Source organism: Terrabacter sp. C0L_2 (assembly GCF_036352015.1).
Classification (GTDB): domain Bacteria; phylum Actinomycetota; class Actinomycetes; order Actinomycetales; family Dermatophilaceae; genus Terrabacter; species Terrabacter tumescens.
The window spans coordinates 2098598-2118133 of record NZ_CP143557.1; the positions used below are offsets into that span (position 1 = coordinate 2098598).

Consider the following 19536-nt stretch of genomic DNA (forward strand, 5'->3'; position numbering starts at 1 on the left):
CCGGTGGATCACCCGCCGTGGGGTCGGTCCGCGACGGCTGCCTCGGTGGCTGCCACGGTGGCTGACTCGGTGGCTGACTCGGTGTCACGATCGGGCATCGGCGCGGTGGATGAGGGCCTCCGCCACGACGTCGACGACGACACTCTCGGCATGACGACGTTCTGGGAGAAGGCGCCACCAGCGCCACCCGTGCGGCCTCGTCGCGCTCGCTGGTCACGCCCGGTCGCCGTCGTCGTGGTCGTCTCGGTGATCGGGCTCGTCGGCTTCCTGGTGCTCTCGGCCGTGGGCCTGTGGCTGTATGCGAACCACGACCGCCCCGAGCTCATCGACCGGCCGGACGTCGTGGCGGTCGTCGAGGACGGCTGCGCCAGGCTCCGGGCCGACCTCGCGGCCCACCCCGTGCCGACGGGCGCGGCGCCGTCGGTGCGCGCCGCGGCCATCTCGGCCCAGGACGAGGCGATCCGCGCCTTCGTGGCCCACGTGCGCACGCTCGACGCCGCGACGCGCGCCGACGACCTGCCCGTCGACGACTGGCTCTCGGACTGGGAGCGTCTGGCCCGCGCCCGCGACGACGTCTCCGACGCACTGGGCCGAGGCGTGGCCGGGGTCCTCGTCGTGCCGCGCGACCAAGGGCGCCCCGTGACGACCCGGATGTCCGCGGTGGGCGTCACCTGCGTCGACCTCGCACGCCTGGTCCGGCGCACCTGACGTCGGCCATGCGTACGCTCGGAGGATGAGCGACGCCTCGGCTGCAGACCGTCCCACCATCGCCGTCACCGGCTCGACCGGCTGGCTCGGCGGGCTCGTCGCCAGGGACCTCGCGGACCGGGGCGTCCGGCAGCGGTTGCTCGTGCGTGACGTGACGCGGGCCCCGGACCTGCCGGGTTCCGTTGCGGCCCAGTGCACCTACCGAGATGGCGACGCCGCCCGAGCTGCCCTCGAGGGCGTCGAGACGCTCTTCATGGTCTCGGCGGCCGAGAACGAGGACCGGCTGGCCGAGCACCGTGCGTTCGTCGACGCCGCGGCCGCGGCTGGTGTGCACCACGTCGTCTACGTGTCGTTCTTCGGCGCGGCCCCCGACGCGACGTTCACCCTCGCCCGCGACCACGCCGCCACCGAGGAGCACCTGCGCGCCTCCGGGATGTCGTGGACCTTCCTGCGCGACAACCTCTACCTCGAGTTCATCGACCAGATGGTCGGCGACGACGGCCTCCTCCGTGGCCCGGCAGGCGAAGGCCGCGCGGCCGTCGTGGCGCACGCCGACATCGCCCGCGCCGCTGTCGCCGTGCTGCTCGACCCGGCGTCGCACGTGGGCGCGACCTACGACCTGACCGGGCCGGAGGCCCTGACGTTCGCCGAGATGGCCCGGACGGTCAGTGAGGTCACCGGTCGGGACGTGCGCTTCCACGACGAGAGCGTGGAGGAGGCGTATGCGTCGCGCGCCGCCTACGGGGCGCCGGACTGGCAGGTGGACGCCTGGGTCTCCACCTACACGGCGGTCGCCGCCGGCGAGCTCGACGGGGTCAGCGGTGACGGCGAACGCCTCACCGGCCGCCGGCCGACCTCGCTGCGCGACTACCTCGAGTCCCAGCGCGGGTCGAGGTGATCACGGCACCCGCCTGAGTGCCGGCATCACCTCGACCGGGGCCGCGGGACCAGACGCCCCGGGTCAGCCGACGAGGTCGGCCGTCTGGCGGGCGATGGCCAGCTCCTCGTTCGTCGGCACCACCGCGACGACGACCCGTGACCCGAAGGGCGAGATGACCCGTGCCTCGGTCGAGCCGGCCTCGTTGAGGGCGTCGTCGATGCTGATGCCGAGCTCGCCGAGTCCCTCGGCGACCGCGGCGCGGACCGGGGCGCTGTGCTGACCGATGCCCGCGGTGAAGACGAGGACGTCGGCGCCGCCGAGGATCGCGAGGTAGGCCCCGACGTAGTGCTTGAGCCGGTGCACGAAGACGTCGAAGGCGAGGCGCGCGTCGTCGTCGCCGGCCTCGACCCGCTCCACGAGCTCGCGGAAGTCGTTGACGCCGCTGAGGCCGAGGACCCCGGACTTCTTGTTGAGCAGGGTGTCGATCTCGTCGAGCGACATCCCCGCCTCGCGGGCGAGGTATGCGTGCAGCCCGGGATCGACGTCGCCGGAGCGGGTGCCCATGACGAGTCCCTGCAGGGGCGTGAGCCCCATCGACGTCTCGACGGCGCGGCCGCTGCGGACCGCCGAGGCCGAGCAGCCGTTGCCGAGGTGGAGGATCACCTGGCGCAGGTCCTCGACGGGCCGGTCCAGCAGCTCGGCGGTGGCGTGCGCGACGAACTGGTGCGACGTGCCGTGGAAGCCGTAGCGGCGGATCGAGTGCTTCGCGGCGAGGTCGCGGGGCACGGCATACGTCGACGCCTCGGTCGGCAGCGACGAGAAGAAGGCGGTGTCGAAGATCGCGACGTGCGGCACGTCGTAGCGCTTGCGCGCGGCCTCGATGCCGATGACGGCCGCCGGGTTGTGCAGTGGCGCAAGGGCGCTCAGCGACTTGATGCGGTCGAGCACGCCGTCGTCGATGACGACGGGCTCGGAGAAGTCGGGGCCGCCGTGGACGACCCGGTGTCCGACGGCGCGCAGCGGCACCTCGTCGAGCCGGATCCCGGCGTCCTGCAGCTGCGCCCGCATCGCCTCGAGTGCCCCGGAGTGGTCGGCGACGTCGCTGCCGGACTCGCCGATGCGCTCGACGAGACCGGCGGCGCGGACCTCGCCCGACTCGGGCACGACGAGCTGGTACTTGAGCGAGGAGGACCCGGCGTTGAGGACGAGGACGGGACGGTCGGTGGGGGACTGCGTCACTGGTTGCTTCCCTGCTGCTCGGCCGAGACGCCCTGCGCCTGCACGGCGGTGATGGCGACGGTGTTGACGATGTCGTCGACGAGAGCGCCGCGCGACAGGTCGTTGACCGGCTTGCGCAGGCCCTGCAGCACGGGGCCGACCGCCACGGCGTGCGCGCTGCGCTGGACGGCCTTGTAGGTGTTGTTGCCCGTGTTGAGGTCGGGGAAGACGAAGACCGTCGCGTGGCCCGCGACGTCGGAGTCCGGCATCTTCGCGCGGCCGACGACCGGGTCGATGGCCGCGTCGTACTGGATCGGCCCGGCGAGCGCGAGCTCCGGGGCGCGCTCGGCGACGAGCGTCGTTGCGGCGCGGACCTTCTCGACCTCGGCGCCCGACCCGCTCGACCCCGTCGAGTAGGACAGCATCGCGACGCGGGGCTCGATGCCGAACTGCTGCGCGGTCTGCGCCGACGAGATGGCGATGTCGGCGAGCTGCTCGGCGGTGGGGTCGGGGATGACGGCGCAGTCGCCGTAGACGAGCACCCGGTCGGCCAGGCACATGAGGAAGACGCTCGAGACGGTCTTGACGCCCTCGGCCGTCTTGACGAACTCCAGGGCCGGCCGGATCGTGTGCGCCGTCGTGTTGACCGCGCCCGACACCATGCCGTCGGCAAGACCGAGGTGGACCATCATCGTGCCGAAGTACGAGATGTCGGTGACGACCTCGCGGGCGCGCTCGACGGTCATGCCCTTGTGGGCCCGCGCGACGGCATACTCCTGCGCGAAGCGCTCGACGAGCTCGGGATCGGTGGGGGAGACGACCGCAGCGGCGTCGAGGTCGAGCCCCAGGGCCGAGCCGCGCGCCCGCACCTTCGTCTCGTCACCGAGCAACGTCAGGTCGGCGACGCCGCGACGCAGCAGGATGTCGGCCGCCTCGAGGATGCGGTCGTCCTGGCTCTCGGGCAGCACGATGTGCTTGCGGTCCGAGCGGGCCCGCTCCATGAGCTGGAACTCGAACATCAGCGGCGTGCGCACCTCGGAGGCCGAGACGTCGACGGCCGCGAGGAGGGCCGCCTGGTCGACGCTCTCGGCGAAGAGGCGGCGTGCGGTCTCGATCTTGTTGCGCGAGCCCTTCGTCATGGGGCCGCGCACCTGCATGAGCCGCTCGGCCGTGCGGAAGGTCCCGTCGTCGGTGAGCGCGATCGGCAGGTCCTGCTGCACGCCGGCGGACAGCCGCGAGATCGTCTCGGGGATCGGGTAGCCGCCGGTGAGGATGATCCCGGCGAGCGTCGGGAAGGTGCCCGACTGGTGGGCGAGCAGCAGGCCCGGGATGAGGTCGGTGCGGTCGCTCGGGGCGATGACGGTGACGTCCGGGCCGAGCCGCGCGAGGACGTTGGGCAGGCTCATCGCGGCGACGATGAGCCCGAGGCTGTCCCGGTCCATCCACGACTCGCTGCCGAGCACGAGCTGCGCGCCGATGGCGTCAGCGAGGGCGCGGAAGCTCGGGGCGGACAGCAGAGAGTTCTCCGGCATCGCGGCTGTCACGGGGAAGGGGAGCGTGGCCAGCGCTGCCCGCACCTCGTCGAGGTCGTCCGGCTCGACCCGGTTGGCGACGACGGCGACCGTCTGGGCGTGGTTGGCGCGCAGCTCGGCGATGGCGCCGTCGGCGGCGACGCGGATCTGGTCGGGCGTGCGGTCACGGCCGTGGACCACGAGGACGACGGCCGAGCCGAGGTTGGCGGCGACGCGGGCGTTGAAGGACAGCTCGGTGCCGGTCGAGACATCGGTGTAGTCCGAGCCGAGCACGAGCACGACGTCGAAGCGTGTGCTCAGGGCGCCGAACCGCTCGACGATGAGGTGCAGCGCCTCGTCGGGGTCGTCGTGGGCCTGCGCGTAGGTGACGCCGAGGGCCTCGTCGTAGGTCTGCTCGACGCCGGGCTGGCTCACGAGCATCTCGACGATGTGGTCGACCTCGTCGTCGGGACCCGTGCCGCCCAGCGTCGTCAGCGGGCGGAAGACACCGACCGACCCGACCTCTCGCAACAGGGCGTCGAGCAGGCCGAGGGCCACGGCGGACTTGCCCGTCAGCCCCTCCGGCGAGGCGACGTAGACGCTTCGGCTCACGACACGAACCTACCGGTCCGCAGCGCGGGGGCGTCGTCGCACCTCGAAGGTCGGCGGGTGCCGAAGGGACTGCCCGACAACGCAGTAGCGCTCGGTCGCCGTGGCGAGCCGTGCCAGCGTCGCGTCGTCGGCGTCGGTCGTGACCTCGGCGACGACCCGCGGCATCAGGACCCCGACCGGCGCGGTCCGGTCGACCCCGAGCGTGCCGCGCGCGTCGAACTGCGCTTCCGCCCGCAGCGCGACGTCGCGCAGCTCGACGCCGAAGGCGACCGAGACGGCATGCAGCGTGACACCCGCGCACGCGACGAGCGCCTCCATGAGCATGTCGCCCGAGCAGGCGTCCGACCCGTCGCCGCCCGTCGCCGGGTGCAGTCCCGCGCGCACGACACCCGCCGTCGTGCGCACCTCGACGGTGACCGGCTCGCCGAAGACGGCGCTCGCCGAGACCGAGTGCATCGCGGCCTCCGGGTCCTCGCGGTAGCGCGCCTTGAGCGGCTCCTGCGCCGCGCGCAGCTCGTCCCGGTTCATGCCGCGTCGCTCAGGTGCTGCTGGGCCATGGCTGGCTCCCGTCGTCAGGGTCCTGTTCCGACACCGTATGCCGGGTGCCCGGCTCGTGTGCGCCCGTGCGGTCCGGCGGTCGCTCCGGCTCAGGCGGTCGTGTGCAGCCCGAGTCTGCGGACGAGGCGCACCGCGTCGTGCGGCGCGTGCCCTCTGGCGTCGTTGTCGAAGTAGACGTGCACGTCGTGGCCCTGCTCCAGCCAGGCCTCGCACGTCCGCGCCCACCGGTCGAGGGAGGCGTCGGTGTAGCCGCTGGCGTAGAGCTCGGTCTCGCCGTGCAGGCGCACGTAGCGGAAGTCGCTCGTCGCGTCGTCCATGACCGGCCAGCGGCCCGCGCTGTCGGCGATGACCATGGCGACGCCGTGCTCCTGGCACAGGGCCCGCGCCTCCTCGGAGTCGAAGCTCTCGTGCCGCGGCTCCAGCGCGTGGCGCATCGGCACGTCCACCTCGCACGTCGTGAGGGTGCGGTCCTCCTTGAGCTTGTCGTCGTGCTGCTCGGCCAGGCGCGCGGCGTCGCCGGTCGTGCGCGGCAGCAGCTCGAAGAAGCGGGCCAGGAGCTCGCGGTCGAAGGTGATCCGCTCGGGCAGCTGCCACAGGACCGGCCCGAGCTGCGGCCCGAGCGCGAGCACCCCGCTCGCGAAGAAGTTGGCCAGCGGCGTCGCGACGTCGCGCAGCGCCTTCATGTGGGTGATGAACCGTCCGCCCTTGACGGCGAAGTCGACGTCACGGGGGACGGCAGCGCGCCACGCGGCATACGAGCTCGGTCGTTGGAGGGAGTAGAACGACCCGTTGAGCTCGATCGAGGTCATCCGCTCGGCGGCGTAGGTCAGCTCGAGGCGCTGCGGCAGGCCCTTGGGGTAGAAGTCGCCGCGCCACGACGGGTAGCGCCAGCCGGAGACGCCGATCCGTGCGTGAGCCATGTCCGCTCCTTACCCGTGGGGACGCCGCAGGACCGGCTAGATCCAGCGACGCCCCTTGAAGATGCCGTAGAGCCCGATGCTGACGAGCCCCATCATGCCGATGGCGTAGAGGTAGCCGAAGCGCCAGTGCAGCTCTGGCATCGCGTCGAAGTTCATCCCGTAGACCGTGCCGATGAGCGTCGGCGCGAAGAGGATCGCGGCCCACGCGGAGATCTTCTTGACCTCCTCGTTCTGGTCCATGCTCGCCTCGGTGAGCGTCTTCATCTCCTCGTTCTGCTGCTGCGCCACGAGGGTCGCGTTGACGGTGAGGATGTCGCGGAGCAGGTGGCGGAAGCCGTCGACCTGCTCGCGGACCTCGGTGAGGTGGTCCTCGACGTCACGCAGGTAGCGCCGCAGCTCCTCGTCGGTGCCGTACTTCTCGAAGCCGGCCGACAGGGACGCGATGACCGTCGCGAGCGGACGCACGGCGCGCTCGAACTCGATGACCTCGCGGCTCAGCTCGTAGATGCGGCGCGACACCGCGGGGTCGCCGCGGAAGACCTCGGTCTCGATCTCGTCGATGTCGTTGCGCAGTCCCCGGACGACGGGTCCGTAGCCGTCGACGACGCGGTCGAGGATCGCGTAGAGGACGGCCTCGGGTCCGCGGGCGAGCAGCTCCGGGTCGCTCTCGAGGCGGCGCCGCACGGCGGAGAGGTCGGGTGCCTCGCTGTGCCGCACGGTGATGACGAAGTCGGGGCCGACGAAGAGGTGCACCTCGCCGAACTCGACCTCCTCGGACGCGTCGACGTAGCGGGCGGCCCGGAGCACGACGAAGAGGGTGTCGCCGTACCGCTCGATCTTGGGTCGCTGGTGGGCGACGATGGCGTCCTCGACCGCGAGCTCGTGCAGGTCGAACTCCGCTGCGAGAGCGGCGAGCTCGTCCTGGGTCGGCCGGTAGAGACCGATCCAGCCGACGGACTCGGTGAGCTCTCGCAGGCCGCGGAACGTCTCGGCGAGCGTCACCGGCGACGCCGTGCGCCTCCCGTCGACGTAGATGGCGCTGTCGACCATGCTCGCGCCGGGCCGGCGGTCCTGACGGGTCGACGGGGCGGTCGGCTGCGGGCTGGTGCGGCCGGCGGGCGTCGACGGCGACGGACGGCGCACGCGGCCGGCGAGGGTGCGGATGGGGTTGCGAGGGCGCTCGGACATGACGACTCCCTGGTGGGACGAAGGGGCAGGCGGTCATCGCGACGAGAACCGCCGCGAGGCCCCTGCGGGAGTCTCGAGCGGTCAGCTCTCGTCGGGCCTATGACTGGGAGGCTCGCCGCACATGGCGCCCACCTCCCTGCCGTCGTCGCGCGACGTGCCCGTGTGCCGTCGCCCCGGGGGAGTCTAGACCCGACTGTCGTGCGGCACCTGGCCGTCGGGTGCGTGCGAACCGGTGATGACGTGTTCGAGGGCATCAGATGAACCGGGCCGAAAGTCCTACTCACGTGGACCGCGTTGCCCCTAGTGTTCGAATCAGCCCGCCTCGGGCTCTCGTCACTGGGAGGGAATCGCATGCACTCTGTCCTGTTGCGCCGGTCCACCGGGATGCTCGCTCTGGTCGCCACGTCGGCCATCGTCGTCAGCGCCTGCTCGGCGCCGACGAAGAGCTCCGACACCACCACGGCTGCGGGCGGCAAGAGTGCCGCCACCGCCACGTCGGCTGCGGACCTCGGCGGGATGGACGCGCTCGTCACGGCGGCCAAGAAGGAAGGCGCGCTCAACGTCATCGCCCTCCCGCCGGACTGGGCCAACTACGGCGCCATCATCCAGGCGTTCGGCGACAAGTACGGCATCAAGGTCACGAGCGCGCAGCCCGACGCGAGCAGCGCCGACGAGATCACCGCGGCGGACCGGCTCAAGGGCCAGTCGACCGCGCCCGACGTCTTCGACCTCGGTGCAGCCGTCGCCCTCGCCAACACGGCCAAGTACGCGCCCTACAAGGTGGCGACCTTTGCCGACGTGCCCGACTCGTTCAAGGACGCCAACGGCGCCTGGGTCAACGACTACGGCGGCTACATGTCGATCGGCTACGACTCCTCCAAGGTCCCAGCCATCACGAGCGTCGCCGACCTGCTCAAGCCGGAGTTCAAGGGCAAGGTCGCCCTGAACGGCGATCCCACGAAGGCCGGAGCCGCGTTCGCCGGCGTCCAGATGGTTTCGGTCGCCCAGGGCGGCACCGCCGGTGACCTCACCAAGGGTGTCGACTTCTTCAAGCAGCTCAAGGCTGCCGGCAACTTCATCCCGGTCGACCCGACGCCGGCCACGATCCAGTCCGGCCAGACCCCCGTCGTCATCGACTGGGACTACCTCAACGCCGCCGCCACCGCGAAGCTGCCGTCGTGGAAGGTCGTCGTCCCCGAGGGCGCCGTCATCGCCGGCTACTACTACCAAGCCATCAACAAGGACGCTCCGCACCCCGCGGCCGCACGCCTCTGGCAGGAGTTCCTCTACTCCGACGAGGGTCAGAACCTCTGGCTCAAGGGCGGTGCGCGTCCGGTCCGCTTCGACGCCATGCAGAAGGCCGGCTCGCTCGATGCCGCCGCGGCCGCCGCGCTGCCGAAGGTGAGCGGGACCCCGGTCGTGCCCTCCCAGGCCGACGCGACGTCCGGCAAGGCGTACCTCGCCACGGCGTGGGCGAACGCCGTTGGCTGACACTGCTCGTCGAGGGGCGCTCGCCGGTCGCCGGCCGTCGAGCGCCCTCCTCGGCGTCGTCCCCTTCTTCGTCTACGTCACGGTCTTCCTCCTCGTCCCGACCCTGGTCGTGGTCGTCGGGGCGTTCATCGCGACGGGGCAGGGCGGTCAGGGCGGGCTGAGCCTCGCGAACGTCAGGGCGCTGGCGGAGCCGGCCGTGACCTCGGCCCTCTGGCACTCGCTGATCCTGTCGGCCGTCACCGCCGTGGCCGGCGCCGTCATCGGCGCCTTCCTCGCGTATGCCGTGTCGACGGCGAGGCCGGACGGCGTTCTCCGCCGCTTCACGACCTCCCTGTGCGGGGTGCTGGCGCAGTTCGGCGGCGTGGCCCTGGCCTTCGCGTTCCTCGCGACGTTCGGCGCCACGGGCTACCTCACGAAGCTGCTGGCCTCGACGGGCCTCGACGACACGGGCGGCCTGTGGCTGTACGAGTGGAACAAGGGCCTCATGCTGGTCTACCTCTACTTCCAGATCCCGCTCATGCTCATCGTCTTCCTCCCCGCGGTCGAGGGCCTGCGTCCCCAGTGGCGCGAGGCCGCCGAGACCCTGGGCGGCAGCACGTGGCTCTACTGGCGCAAGGTCGCGGCGCCCATCCTGTTCCCGTCGTTCGTCGGCGCCCTGCTGCTGCTGTTCACCAACGCGTTCAGCGCCTACGCGACGGCGGCCGCCCTTGTCTCGCAGGGCTCCCCGCTCCTTCCGCTTGCGATCGGGGGAACCCTGAACTCGGAGGTCATCCTCGGTCAGGAGAACGTCGGCAAGGCCATGGCGCTGCTCATGGTCGTCGTCGTCGCTGCGGTCATGACGTTGTATGCCGCCATCGACCGCCGCGCGTCACGCTGGCTCGCGCGATGAGCGGGATCAGGGCGACCCGGCGTCGTCGCCAGTCGGTGCTGCGCTGGGTCGTGGTGACGCTGTGCATGGTGTTCTTCGCGGCGCCCCTCGCGGGCATGCTCGACTTCACGACCAAGGACGCGCAGGGCAACCGGACCGGCGCGACGTGGGCCAAGCTCGTCGACGTGCAGGGCGTCTCCCGGGACTACCCCGACCTGGCTGCGGGCTTCACCGCGTCGGTGGGGCTGGCGGTGCTGACGGTCGTCGTCATGCTGGTCCTGCTCGTCCCGACGATGACGTGGGTGCGGCTGCGGCTGCCCGGCCTGTCGCGCACCGTCGAGTTCCTCTGCCTGCTGCCGCTCACGGTGCCGGCGATCGTCCTCGTCGTCGGGCTCACCCCCGTCTACTCGTGGGTGACCTACTTCCTCGGTGAGTCGACGATCTGGCTCGGGTTCGCCTACGTCATCCTCGTGCTGCCCTACGCCTACCGCTCCCTCGACGTCGGCCTGCGGGCCATCGACGTCAAGACCCTCTCCGAGGCCGCGCGCTCGCTCGGAGCAGGCTGGGGCACGGTGATGGTGCGCGTCGTGCTGCCCAACCTCCGCACCGCGGTGCTCTCGGCGGCGTTCCTCGCCGTGGCGCTGACCCTCGGCGAGTTCACCATCGCCAACCTGTTCAGCCGCACCAACCTGCAGGTCGCGATGTTCCTCCTCGGCAAGTCCGACGCACAGGTCAGCGTCGCGGTCGGCCTGGCGTCGCTCGTCTTCGCCTTCCTCGTCCTCTTCGCACTGTCGTTCGTCGGCGGTCGGAGCCCCTCCCGCAAGGAGCCCTCATGAGCCGTGGCGTCGCCGTCCAGCTGACCGACCTGCGCCGCACCTACTCGGGGGTCAACGCCCTCGACGGGCTGACCCTGCACCTCGAGCCCGGAGAGCTCGTGGCCCTGCTCGGGCCGTCCGGCTGCGGCAAGACGACGGCGCTGCGCTGCCTCGCCGGGCTGGAGGACCCGGACTCCGGCCGGGTCGAGGTGGGCGGCAAGGACCTGACGAGGGTCCCGACCAACAAGCGCGACATGGGGATGGTCTTCCAGGCCTACAGCCTCTTCCCGCACCTGACCGCGCGGCAGAACGTCGAGTTCGGCCTCCAGCTGCGCAAGCAGGGCGGCGAGCAGCGGCGCCGCCGCTCGACCGAGATGCTCGAGCTCGTCGGGCTCTCGGCCCACGTCGACAAGTACGCCCACCAGATGTCGGGCGGCCAGCAGCAGCGCGTCGCGCTGGCGCGGGCGCTCGCGATCGAGCCGCAGGTGCTGCTGCTCGACGAGCCGCTCTCCGCGCTCGACGCCAAGGTCCGCACCCAGCTGCGCGACGAGATCCGCCGCATCCAGCTCGAGGTCGGCACGACGACCCTCTTCGTGACCCACGACCAGGAGGAGGCGCTGGCGATCGCCGACCGGGTCGGGGTCATGCGCAGCGGTCGGCTCCTCCAGCTGGCGGCGCCGCAGGAGCTCTACTCCCGGCCGGCAGACGACTTCGTCGCGGACTTCGTGGGACTGACGAACCGGGTCATGGGCACGTCGCACGGGACGACCGCCCAGGTGCTCGGCGCCGACGTCCCGCTCCTGCCCGGCTCGGCGAGCGAGGGGCCCGTGACGGTGCTCATCCGCCCGGAGCACCTGACCGTGGCCCAGGACGCCGGCGGGTCGGCTGTCGTCATCAGCTCGAGCTTCCTCGGGGCGCAGGGGCGGGTCGTCGTCAGCCCCGGCGAGAACCTGCACCAGGTGCTCGTCCAGGTGCCCAGTGCCGTCGTGGCCGACTTCTCACCCGGCGACCGCGTCACCATCCGTCCGGTGGGGGCGCCGGCTCTCGCCATCGCCGCGGGGTAGCCGGCGTCTCCCGCCCCGGCTCCGCCAACGGATGACCGCCGCCTTCCTGTGGTTCAGTGGGCATCGTGAAGATGCTGCTCACGTCCGGTGGAGTCACGAACCCGACCATCCACGAGGCGCTCGTCGACCTGCTGGGCAAGCCGGTCGACGAGGCGACGGCGCTCTGCATCCCCACCGCACAGTGGGGTCATCCGATGTGCGGACCGGTCTCGGCGCGCGGGTTCGTCGCTGGTCTACCGCCCTGGGGCGGGATGACCTCGATGCCGTGGAAGTCGCTCGGCCTGCTCGAGCTGTCTGCGCTGGCGACGATCGGCGAAGAACGCTGGGTGCCGTGGGTTCGTGCGGCTGACGTCCTCCTCGTGGACGGTGGCGAGGCGACGTACCTGTGCCACTGGATGAAGGAGTCGGGGCTGGCGGACCTCCTGCCGTCGCTGTCCGACACGGTCTGGGTGGGCGTGAGCGCCGGCAGCATGGTGATGACGCCGCGGATCGGGCCCGACTTCGTGCAGTGGCCGGGGGCGCCCGACGACCGCACGCTCGGCCTCGTCGACTTCGCGGTCTTTCCCCACCTCGACGTGTTCCCGGAGAACACCATGGCCGATGCCGAGAAGTGGGCTGCCGAGATCGGCGGCCCGGCATACGTCCTCGACGACCAGTCCGCGATCCGGGTGGTCGACGGGATGGCCGAGGTGGTGTCCGAGGGCCGCTGGAGTCTCCTGCCCGAGGTGAGTCCGCACTAGCGGCTGTCGCCCTCCGCTGCGCTCCGGGCTCCTCCCGAATCCCCGCGCCTTGACCCAGAACATGAAGAAGGACCGGACGAAAAGCGTGTCCGGTCCTTCTTCATGTTGTGGAGCTGAGGGGACTCCGTCGCCTCCGCTCCGCTCCGGCTCCTCCTCGAATCACATGAGTCCCAGAAACGGCAGAGAGACCGGACGAAAAGCGTGTCCGGTCTCTCTGCCGTTGGTGGAGCTGAGGGGATTCGAACCCCTGACCTTCTCATTGCGAACGAGACGCGCTACCAACTGCGCCACAGCCCCTTGGTGCGAAGGAACGATAACACCACGCCGACCGGCATACCCAATCGACCCGGCGAAGCCGACGCCGCCCTCAGACCCAGCTGGGGAACCACATCCGGGCCTGCCACTCCGAGAGCGGGATGACGTCCGCCACGTAGATCGGGTGGAAGAACGCGAACAACCCGATCGACACCAGCACGAAGGCGCCCATGACGCCGTAGCCCACGCGGCGACGGGTCAGCGACGCCTCCCGGCCACCGATGATGAGGCCCAGGACGTAGACGCAGGCGAGCACGACGTAGGGCACGAAGGCCACCGCGTAGAAGGAGTAGATCGTCCGGTCACCGAGGAAGAACCACGGCAGGTAGCCGGCGAAGAGCGCGCACAGGATCGCGCCGGCCCGCCAGTCGCGGCGCAGCGCCCACATGAAGAGCAGCACGAAGATCGCGAGCGTGCCGCCCCACCAGATCGACACGGTGCCGATCGAGGTGATCGCCTTGCTGCACTGCTCGACGAGGCAGCCATCCGCGCCCTTCTTGGGGCCCTCGTAGAAGAACGACGTCGGCCGCCCCTGGATGAGCCAGGACCACGGGTTCGTCTGGTACGGGTGCGAGCTCGTGATCGCCTGCGTCGACGCGTACATCTGCTGGTGGTAGGCCCAGAGCGAGCGCCACCAGTCGGGCAGCCAGCCGTGCGCGGTGTCGGGGTTGTTCTCCGCCCACGTCCGGAAGGACCCGCCCTTGGTGAGGATCCAGCCGGTCCACGTCGCGACGTACGTGACGACGCCGGTGACGACGAGCTGCACGAACGCGTACGGCCCGTCCTTGACGACGCCGCCGACCGACCACCCGCGCACGCCGGCAGCACGTCGCGCACCGAGGTCCCACAGGACGGTGAGCAGCCCGAAGAAGACGAGGAAGTAGAGGCCCGACCACTTCACCCCGGCACAGAGGCCGAGCATGATGCCCGCGACCCACCGCCACGGTCGCCAGCCGAGCCACGGCCCCAGCCAGGACGTGGCGGCCCGCGCGCGGTCACCGACCTTGCGGGCCAAGACCTCTCGCGCCTTGTCGCGGTCGATGAGCAGCGCCCCGAACGCCGCGAGCCCGAAGAACATGACGAAGATGTCGAGCAGCCCCGTGCGCGAGTGCACGAAGTGGTGCCCCTCGAAGGCGAGCAGGGCCGCGGCGACCGTGCCGAGCAGGTCGGAGCGGAAGAGCCGCCGGGCGATGCGCCCGAGCATGAGGATCGAGATGGTGCCGGCGAGCACGGCGGCGAAGCGCCAGCCGAACGAGTTGAGGATGCCGAACGGCGACTCGCCCCACCCGATGAGCCACTTGCCGACCGGGGGGTGCACGACGAAGTCGCCCTCGGTGCCGTAGACCATCGGGTCGTTGGCGGTGAAGTGCTGGTCGACCTGGTTGGCGTCCTGCAGCAGCTGGTCGTTCTTCATCTCGAACCAGTACAGGACCATCGACCAGCCCTGCTTGACGTAGTACGTCTCGTCGAAGACGAGCTGGTGCGGCGCCCCGACGTGCCAGAAGCGCATGAAGCCGCCGACGAGCATGAAGAAGAGCGGGCCGCCCCAGCCGAGCCAGGCGATGCGTCCGGCCGTGCGCCGGGTCAGGCGGAAGTCGTCGGCCGGGTCCCCGAGCAGGCGAGCGCGCACCTGCCTGGCCGAGTTCATGGGCGCCATCGTATGCAGTGTGGCTGGGTGGGTCGCGCACGCGTCGCCGGGCGCACGGCCAGGCGCACGGCGGGGACTCCCGCCGGCGTCAGAGCGAGATGCCGCGGGCCTGCAGGACCGAGTAGCCGACGAAGGCCACCGTGTCGAGGATCGCGTGGCAGACGACGAGCGGCATGACGCGCCGGGTCCGCACGAAGACGAGCCCGAGGACGAGGCCCATGACGATGTTGCCGGCGAAGCCGCCGAAGCCCTGGTAGAGGTGGTAGCTGCCGCGGATCACCGCCGAGAGCCCGATGACGAGGGGCCAGGACCACCCGGACTGGCGCCACCTCGTGAAGAGGTAGCCGACCATGATGACCTCCTCGAGCACGGCGTTCTCGATGGCGGCCATCACGAGCACGGGCGCCGACCACCACACCGCCTCGAGGTTCGCGGCCGAGACCTGCGTGTTGATGCCGATGGCCTTGGCGAGGAAGTAGAAGCCGAGCCCGGGGATGCCGATGACGGCCGCGAGCCCGAGCCCCCGCAGTGCGTCGCGCCCGGGCTCGCGCCGGTCGAAGCCGACGAAGTGGCCGGCGCGCACGTCACCGGCGGGCCGGTGGATGTGGTTCAGCAGGTAGAGGGCCAGCGCGACCGCGACGAGCGGCAGCACGATGCCGGCGAGCTGGTAGGCGAGGTCGAGCCAGGGACGACCCGGCGTCGCCGACTGGTTCATCGCCGTCGTCTGCTGCGACAGCGGGGTGGGCCGGGTCAGCTTCTCGATGATGCTGAGCACGGCGTAGACGGCGGACGAGCCCAGGCTGACCCCGAGGACGAGGACCGTCTCGCGGCGCAGGCCGCGCTGCGTCGCAGGGTCGCTGACCGGGGCGGGATCGCGCTCCGACGGCGCGAGCAGTCCGGCAAACCGTCCGCGCTCCGTGGTCGCTGTGGTCGCTGGGGTCGACATGGCGCCAGCGTAACTTCGTCCTGCCCCACGGACAGGAGGGACGGACAGGGCGGCGGACAGGAGGCCGGCGTACTGTCGCTGGCATGTCGCTGCTCTCCGGCTGGCGCCGTGGGGCGCACGCGGCCGACGGCTTCGAGTTCCCGACCTACCGCGACGGCGAGGGGCCGGGCGTCATCGTCATGCACGAGAGCCCGGGCCTGACGCCCGAGGTCGTGCGCTTCGGCGGGGAGCTCGTCGACGAGGGCTTCACCGTCGTCATGCCGCACTTCTTCGGCAGCGCGCACGAGTCCCCTCGACGGGCGGAGGCCGCGCGCGTCATCCCGCGCCTGTGCGTCGGGCGGGAGTTCACCATGGTGGCGACGGGGCGCACGACACCGGTGGCCGGCTGGCTCCGCAGCCTTTCGCGGCACCTGCACGCCGAGCTGGGCGGCGTGGGGGTGGGGGCCGTGGGGATGTGCTTCACGGGCGGCTTCGCCCTGGCGATGATGGTCGACCCGTCGGTCGCGGCCCCTGTCGTGGCCCAGCCGGCCGTGCCCGTGCCGCTCGGGGTGCGTCGTGCCGCCGACGTGGGTCTCGACGCGGGCGACCTCGTGGCCGTGCAGGATCGCGTCCGCGCCGGGTGCCCGGTGCTCGGGGTGCGCTACCGCGACGACTGGGCCACGGGCACGCGCTTCGAGACGCTCACCGGAGCCCTGGGCGACGGGTTCCGCCGGGTCGAGCTCGACGGGTCGGGGCACGCCACGCTCACCGCCGAGCGGCACCCGGACGCGGTCGAGGCGGTCGTCGGGTTCCTTCGTGAACGTCTCATGCCAGCAGCCTGAACGAAGTCTGGGAAACCCCCCTCGCGGACCGAGCGCCGGCAATACGCTGCCGATGCGCGCGCACGTGCCCGCGCCTCGGGGGAGTCCAGCGTCGAAGGGCTTGTCCAATGAGGAAGAGAGTTCTGGCGATACCGGCGGGCGCACTCGCGATCGCCCTCACCTTCGGGTCGTACACCACGGCCGCCTCGGCCGTGACCGCAGCACCGGGTGCAGGTGGCACGGGTGCCGAGCCGCAGGCCCAGCAGGGGCGCGACAGCCTCGCGCACCCGCTCGGCAAGAAGCAGCAGTCGCTGCGCACCAAGGGCGTCCAGCTGAAGCTGTCGGGCAAGCTCGCCCCGGACACCAAGGTCGCCAAGATCGCCAAGGGCCAGTACGTCGAGCTGGCCCGCGAGGGCGAGGACACGATCTGGACCGTGCTCGGCCAGTTCGGCAGCGCGGTCGACCCCACCTACGGCGGGACCCCCGGTCCCCAGCACAACCAGATCCCGGCTCCGGACCGCGCGGTCGACAACTCGACCATCTGGACCTCGGACTTCAGCCCCGAGTACTTCGCGAACCTGCTCTTCGCCGACACCCCGGGCGCGGTGTCGATGCGCAACTTCTACAAGGAGCAGAGCTCCAACCGCTACACCGTCAACGGTGACGTCAGCGACTGGACCCAAGTGCCCTTCAACGAGGCCTACTACGGCTCGAACTACTGCGGCGGCATCGTCTGCGCCCGCACGTGGCTCTTCGTCCGCGACTCCGTCAACGCCTGGTACAACGCGCAGGTCGCAGCGGGCAAGACCGCGGCACAGATCAACGCGGCCCTCGCCAAGTACGACGTCTGGGACCGCTACGACTACGACGGCGACGGCAACTTCAACGAGCCCGACGGCTACATCGACCACTTCCAGTCGGTGCACGCCGGTGAGGGCGAGGAGACCGGCGGCGGCGCGCAGGGCACCGACGCCATCTGGTCGCACCGGTGGTACGCCTTCTACAACAACATCGGCTCCACCGGCCCGTCGAACAACAAGCTCGGCGGGATCCAGGTCGGCAGCTCCGACCTCTGGATCGGCGACTACACCGTCGAGCCGGAGAACGGCGGCGTCGGCGTCTTCAGCCACGAGTTCGGCCACGACCTCGGCCTGCCCGACCTCTACGACACCTCCGGCAACACCGGCGGCGCCGAGAACTCGACCGGCTTCTGGACGCTCTACTCGTCCGGCTCCTACGGCAGCTCTGGCAAGCCCGAGGACGGCATCGGGACCAAGCCGATCCCCATGTCGGCCTACGAGAAGATCTTCCTCGACTGGTCGAACTACCAGCTCGTCGGGCCCGGACAGTCCGCGGCGGTCAAGCTCGGTCCGGCGTCGGCGACGACGAAGCAGGCCCAGCAGCTCGTGACGGTCCTGCCTGACAAGCAGGTGACGACGGACATCGGCGGGCCCTACGCGGGGGCCGACTTCTACCACTCCGGCTCCGGCAACGACCTCGACAACGCGATGACGCGCTCGGTGACGCTGCCCGCCGGCACGGTGGGGCTCACGGCCAAGGTGCGCTATGCCATCGAGCAGGACTGGGACTACGCGTACCTCACGGTCAACGGGTCCCCGGTCGCGACGAACCTCTCCATCGCCACCAACCCGAACGGGCAGAACTTCGGCAACGGCATCACCGGCTCGACGAACGGGAGCTGGGTCGACCTCTCGGCCGACCTCTCGGCCTTCGCCGGTCAGACGGTGACGCTGGGCTTCCGCTACTGGACCGACGGGGCGGCGGCCGAGGCGGGCTTCGGCGTCGACGACATCGCGATCACCGGCCTGCCCACCGACGGTGCCGAGACCGACCCCGGTTGGGTCTACAAGGGATTCACCCGGACGACGGGTCAGATCACCAAGTCGTACTTCAACGCGTACTTCGCCGAGTACCGCAACTACCGCGGCTACGACACCGGCCTCAAGACCGGTCCGTACAACTTCGGCTTCCCTGACACGAAGCCGAACTGGACGGAGCGCTACCCGTACCAGGACGGCCTCCTCGTCTGGTACTACGACACCTCGTTCGCCGACAACAACGTCGGGGACAACTGCGCGGCCGGGCGGTGCGGCGGGCTCTACCTGCCCGTCGATGCCCACCCGTCGCTGCTGCTGCGTCCCGACAACGGCAAGGTGTGGCGCCCCCGGTTCCAGTCCTACGACTCGACCTTCGGGCTCGAGCGGACCGACCGGGTCTGCCTGCACACCTCGTCGACCGCGTCGCAGTGCTACGGCAGCCTGCCGGCCAACCCGGTCTTCGACGACTCGAAGAGCTACTGGGTGGCGCCGAACCCGTCGATCGGCAACTTCGGCTGGTCCAGCGTCCCGGTGCCGAGCACGGGCACGAAGATCCGCGTCGTCAGCACGTCGACGCAGGGTGACTTCATGCAGGTGACGGTCAACAAGTAGCAGGGTCAGCTGCACCACTCGGGGTGATGGAGTGGGCGGGACACGTCCCCGCCCGCTCCGTCATGCCGGGCGGGGTCCAAAACCGTTGGTGCGCAAAGTTGCCGACGGCATACGGTCTCGGCATGTCCTCGACGCTGCGAGCTGCCCTGCGGTCCCGTCTCACCTCGGCGATGCGCGAGCGCGACCGGGAGGCGGTCAGCGTGCTGCGCACCGCTGTGGCCGCCATCGAGAACGCCGAGGCCGTTCCTGCAGGTGACGGCCGGGCCGGCACCGCCTCCGCCGACGTGGCCGGAGCGGCGCTCGGCCTCGGGGTCACAGAGGCCAAGCGCCGCCGGCTCGACGACGCGACCGAGCGCTCCGTCGTCGCTGCGGAGGTGCAGTCGCTCGTCGAGGCGCAGACGGCGTATGCCGCGGCCGGTGACAGCGAGCGGGCCCGGCCGCCGGGGCCGCGCTGCTGCGCTCGGTTCTCGGCGAGCTCGGGTAGCTCGACGGGACCGAGCGGCCCGCCCGGCTGGCCGCCGTCGTCCACAGGGGCGGTGCACAAGCTGTGCACCGCTCCTGTGGACATGTGGAGAAGAGCCCCCGCTCTGTGGACGACACGCCGTCGTCCTGTGGACCGTCGAGAAGTTTCGGCAAAGCCCTTGCGGACCCCCGCCGGCGGGGATAGAAATCTCTCACGCCCTTCCTTCGGGGAGAGCGGGACGACTTGGAGACGAGGGTCCACCCGGTGGGGCAACCCACCGCGGCAGCCGGGTGACGAGGCGGCCGGGACCGGAGACGACGAGAAGTCGATCGGGAGCGTCA

General features: G+C 71.0%; 16 protein-coding genes and 1 tRNA gene. 9 read left to right on the forward strand and 8 right to left on the reverse strand.

The features are described from left to right. Window positions 1–150 precede the first annotated feature (150 nt). Together U5C87_RS09750 and U5C87_RS09755 are read left to right on the forward strand one after the other, a co-directional pair. Window positions 151–708 carry a hypothetical protein gene (locus U5C87_RS09750; protein ID WP_330476378.1) on the forward strand — a complete coding sequence of 186 codons (558 nt, stop codon included), beginning with the start codon at window positions 151–153 and terminating at the stop codon, window positions 706–708. A 25-nt stretch (window positions 709–733) separates the two neighbouring features. Beyond that, on the forward strand, window positions 734–1606 hold the full coding sequence (locus U5C87_RS09755) for an SDR family oxidoreductase (RefSeq protein ID WP_330476379.1): 873 nt from the start codon (window positions 734–736) through the stop codon (window positions 1604–1606). A 63-nt stretch (window positions 1607–1669) separates the two neighbouring features. Here U5C87_RS09755 and U5C87_RS09760 read toward each other — a convergent pair whose 3' ends face one another. From U5C87_RS09760 to U5C87_RS09780, 5 genes are all read right to left on the reverse strand, one after another. Beyond that, entirely contained in the window at window positions 1670–2827 is a 1158-nt protein-coding gene (locus U5C87_RS09760) for an acetate/propionate family kinase (protein ID WP_330476380.1), read from the reverse strand. Continuing rightward, entirely contained in the window at window positions 2824–4929 is a 2106-nt protein-coding gene (gene pta, locus U5C87_RS09765) for a phosphate acetyltransferase (RefSeq protein WP_330476381.1), read from the reverse strand. Before pta ends, U5C87_RS09760 begins: the two co-directional genes overlap by 4 nt. Before the next feature lie 9 nt (window positions 4930–4938). After that, window positions 4939–5457, reverse strand: a complete 519-nt coding sequence (locus tag U5C87_RS09770) for an OsmC family protein (RefSeq protein WP_330476382.1) — start codon at window positions 5455–5457, stop codon at window positions 4939–4941. 119 nt (window positions 5458–5576) lie between these two features. Then, window positions 5577–6407, reverse strand: coding sequence for a DUF72 domain-containing protein (locus U5C87_RS09775; RefSeq protein WP_330476383.1), 831 nt, complete (start codon window positions 6405–6407; stop codon window positions 5577–5579). Window positions 6408–6443: 36 nt separating this feature from the next. Then, the gene (locus U5C87_RS09780; RefSeq protein WP_330476384.1) at window positions 6444–7595 is read right to left on the reverse strand and encodes a magnesium and cobalt transport protein CorA; all 1152 of its coding nucleotides are present in this window, start codon (window positions 7593–7595) and stop codon (window positions 6444–6446) included. Between the two features lie 351 nt (window positions 7596–7946). On the opposite strand from U5C87_RS09780, the gene U5C87_RS09785 reads away from it, so the two are divergent. From U5C87_RS09785 to U5C87_RS09805, 5 genes are all read left to right on the forward strand, one after another. Beyond that, window positions 7947–9086, forward strand: coding sequence for an ABC transporter substrate-binding protein (locus tag U5C87_RS09785; protein ID WP_330476385.1), 1140 nt, complete (start codon window positions 7947–7949; stop codon window positions 9084–9086). Further along, a complete protein-coding gene (locus tag U5C87_RS09790; RefSeq protein ID WP_330476386.1) occupies window positions 9079–9975 on the forward strand; it encodes an ABC transporter permease in 897 nt (298 codons plus the stop codon). The genes U5C87_RS09785 and U5C87_RS09790 overlap by 8 nt, the downstream gene beginning before the upstream one ends. Continuing rightward, window positions 9972–10790, forward strand: a complete 819-nt coding sequence (locus U5C87_RS09795; RefSeq protein WP_330476387.1) for an ABC transporter permease — start codon at window positions 9972–9974, stop codon at window positions 10788–10790. The genes U5C87_RS09790 and U5C87_RS09795 overlap by 4 nt, the downstream gene beginning before the upstream one ends. Next, window positions 10787–11833, forward strand: coding sequence for an ABC transporter ATP-binding protein (locus tag U5C87_RS09800; RefSeq protein WP_330476388.1), 1047 nt, complete (start codon window positions 10787–10789; stop codon window positions 11831–11833). The genes U5C87_RS09795 and U5C87_RS09800 overlap by 4 nt, the downstream gene beginning before the upstream one ends. A gap of 65 nt (window positions 11834–11898) precedes the next feature. Continuing rightward, the gene (locus U5C87_RS09805) at window positions 11899–12573 is read left to right on the forward strand and encodes a Type 1 glutamine amidotransferase-like domain-containing protein (RefSeq protein WP_330476389.1); all 675 of its coding nucleotides are present in this window, start codon (window positions 11899–11901) and stop codon (window positions 12571–12573) included. Window positions 12574–12794: 221 nt separating this feature from the next. Here the strand turns inward: U5C87_RS09805 and U5C87_RS09810 are convergent. The 3 genes from U5C87_RS09810 to U5C87_RS09820 form a co-directional block, all read right to left on the reverse strand. Beyond that, window positions 12795–12870 (reverse strand) — tRNA-Ala (locus tag U5C87_RS09810). Between the two features lie 70 nt (window positions 12871–12940). Beyond that, entirely contained in the window at window positions 12941–14536 is a 1596-nt protein-coding gene (locus U5C87_RS09815) for a dolichyl-phosphate-mannose--protein mannosyltransferase (RefSeq protein WP_330476390.1), read from the reverse strand. A gap of 88 nt (window positions 14537–14624) precedes the next feature. Next, window positions 14625–15482: a CPBP family intramembrane glutamic endopeptidase gene (locus U5C87_RS09820; RefSeq protein ID WP_330476391.1), complete on the reverse strand. Its 858-nt coding sequence runs from the start codon at window positions 15480–15482 to the stop codon at window positions 14625–14627. A gap of 83 nt (window positions 15483–15565) precedes the next feature. On the opposite strand from U5C87_RS09820, the gene U5C87_RS09825 reads away from it, so the two are divergent. Both U5C87_RS09825 and U5C87_RS09830 read left to right on the forward strand, forming a co-directional pair. Beyond that, entirely contained in the window at window positions 15566–16303 is a 738-nt protein-coding gene (locus U5C87_RS09825) for a dienelactone hydrolase family protein (RefSeq protein ID WP_330476392.1), read from the forward strand. Between the two features lie 107 nt (window positions 16304–16410). Continuing rightward, window positions 16411–18732, forward strand: coding sequence for an immune inhibitor A domain-containing protein (locus U5C87_RS09830; protein WP_330476393.1), 2322 nt, complete (start codon window positions 16411–16413; stop codon window positions 18730–18732). Window positions 18733–19536 lie beyond the last annotated feature (804 nt).

Coding starts and splice junctions, on each gene's coding strand:
- U5C87_RS09780 (WP_330476384.1), bottom strand. CDS start 7,595: ATGTCCGAGCGCCCTCGCAACCCCATCCGCACCCTCGCCGGCCGCGTG.
- U5C87_RS09820 (WP_330476391.1), bottom strand. CDS start 15,482: ATGTCGACCCCAGCGACCACAGCGACCACGGAGCGCGGACGGTTTGCC.
- U5C87_RS09800 (WP_330476388.1), top strand. CDS start 10,787: ATGAGCCGTGGCGTCGCCGTCCAGCTGACCGACCTGCGCCGCACCTAC.
- U5C87_RS09785 (WP_330476385.1), top strand. CDS start 7,947: ATGCACTCTGTCCTGTTGCGCCGGTCCACCGGGATGCTCGCTCTGGTC.
- U5C87_RS09770 (WP_330476382.1), bottom strand. CDS start 5,457: ATGAACCGGGACGAGCTGCGCGCGGCGCAGGAGCCGCTCAAGGCGCGC.
- U5C87_RS09750 (WP_330476378.1), top strand. CDS start 151: ATGACGACGTTCTGGGAGAAGGCGCCACCAGCGCCACCCGTGCGGCCT.
- U5C87_RS09775 (WP_330476383.1), bottom strand. CDS start 6,407: ATGGCTCACGCACGGATCGGCGTCTCCGGCTGGCGCTACCCGTCGTGG.
- U5C87_RS09755 (WP_330476379.1), top strand. CDS start 734: ATGAGCGACGCCTCGGCTGCAGACCGTCCCACCATCGCCGTCACCGGC.
- U5C87_RS09795 (WP_330476387.1), top strand. CDS start 9,972: ATGAGCGGGATCAGGGCGACCCGGCGTCGTCGCCAGTCGGTGCTGCGC.
- U5C87_RS09830 (WP_330476393.1), top strand. CDS start 16,411: ATGAGGAAGAGAGTTCTGGCGATACCGGCGGGCGCACTCGCGATCGCC.
- U5C87_RS09825 (WP_330476392.1), top strand. CDS start 15,566: ATGTCGCTGCTCTCCGGCTGGCGCCGTGGGGCGCACGCGGCCGACGGC.
- U5C87_RS09815 (WP_330476390.1), bottom strand. CDS start 14,536: ATGAACTCGGCCAGGCAGGTGCGCGCTCGCCTGCTCGGGGACCCGGCC.